The 1438-nt window shown below is 23.9% G+C and carries 3 protein-coding genes and 1 pseudogene; all 4 read left to right on the forward strand.

Annotated features, from left to right (window positions below; all coding sequences use genetic code 11):
- Window positions 1-212: pseudogene (locus tag RI68_RS04185) on the forward strand (hypothetical protein); the annotation flags it as partial.
- Between the two features lie 96 nt (window positions 213-308).
- Entirely contained in the window at window positions 309-827 is a 519-nt protein-coding gene (locus RI68_RS04190) for a hypothetical protein (protein ID WP_017193364.1), read from the forward strand.
- 126 nt (window positions 828-953) lie between these two features.
- Complete coding sequence (locus RI68_RS04195) at window positions 954-1106, forward strand: hypothetical protein (protein ID WP_017193365.1); 153 nt, start codon at window positions 954-956, stop codon at window positions 1104-1106.
- Window positions 1106-1438 (forward strand): hypothetical protein (locus RI68_RS04140; protein ID WP_038104350.1); only part of this gene is annotated, 333 nt, incomplete at its 3' end. The genes RI68_RS04195 and RI68_RS04140, both read left to right, overlap by 1 nt.

A 1438-nucleotide genomic window follows, 5' to 3' on the forward strand; every position in this document is an offset into this window, starting at 1 on the left:
ATAAAATTTTTTTTATTATATTAATGATTTGTTTAGTTTTATGGACACGACAAATTTATACTTTTAATCCTAATGATTATGAGAAAGATAAGAACCAAAAACATTTTTTTCAATGTTGGAGACATGAGGATGGTCATATTTTTGCTGATAACGCAAGAGTTTTTTATGATATTCCTGGAATTACATTGGTACCTTGTCGAACTTATCAATAATATGCTAATAAAAGTCAATTAGTAGGGAATGCTACTGGTATCGCTCTTAATTTTGTGCCACCCGCAAAATTATTTTGGAACGGGTTTAAAACATTTATGGCTGATAAAATATTAGATCATAAAGATGATGGAGTATCTATGATCAATGATATAGTTAGATATTATATTTTAAACGACGAAGGAAAAGCGTTTTTCTTTTTTGAAACGAATCAATTAGACGAAATTAAACAAGTAGATATCACTTTTTGTGATTGCGATATGTCTCCTTCTTTCATTACTAGTGTAATTGAATTTTTAAATCATTTAACTAAATTTTTAGATGATCCTGATTTTGATAATTTAATAGAGAAATTAATATCAAAAGGTGAATTTTCTAACAAAGAGTTAAAAGAAATGGGTATTCAACAAAGAGATATCGAACAAATATCGCAATACCAAAAAATTCCTAAACCTATCAAAAACAAAGTTAAAGAATATATAAAGAAAAAAATAAATCAAAAAGTAGGTCATGCTATTGCTAAAACCGCTCTAAAAACAGGAACTAAAAAAGTAGTAGGAAAAACTTGGGGTAAGGTATTATTTCCTGAAGCGTTTGAAGTTATTGAAATGGGATAAAAAAAATATGAATCTCAAGCTCATATTAAAAATAATATTCATTTTGAAATCAAAAATAATAGTTACGAAACGACATTAGGGTTTGCAATAAATTTTCCTAATAAAAATGAATTAGAAATATATGAATTGAAAAAAACTTCTGACTGTCCTTTTACGACTAAATTAATTAATAAAGTTAATTTGTTTGATTCTACGCATATGTTAATCAACTTAATTCAACCTAAACGTGGTTTAGTTCCTAATAAATATTTAAATATTTATTGCGGAAAATTAAAATAATGATTCCTTATAAAATTTATTTTTTAATATTTCACATTTTTAGTTGTTTAATTGCTATATATATCATTTTAAAAACAAAATATTTAGATTTTATTATCGACCCTTCCAGTCGATTTTATAAAAATAATTTTAAAACTTATATTAATAATAAAAAAGAATGTCAACAAAATATACAATCAACTACAAAAAAAATTAATCAAATTTCTCAAAAACAAAAGATTATGGATGACTCTCAAATTCTTACATCATATAAAAGTGTTTTTCAGAAATTGACTTTTTTAATCTTATTGATAATTATATCTACAATTATTTCTTATTTATTTTTAAATAGT

The organism is Vaccinium witches'-broom phytoplasma str. VAC, from assembly GCF_000309405.1.
In the GTDB taxonomy this organism is placed as follows: Bacteria; Bacillota_I; Bacilli_A; order Acholeplasmatales; family Acholeplasmataceae; genus Phytoplasma.

Bases quoted from the DNA above. Each gene is read 5' to 3' on its own strand.
- RI68_RS04190 (WP_017193364.1), top strand. From the start codon at position 309: ATGGCTGATAAAATATTAGATCATAAAGATGATGGAGTATCTATGATC.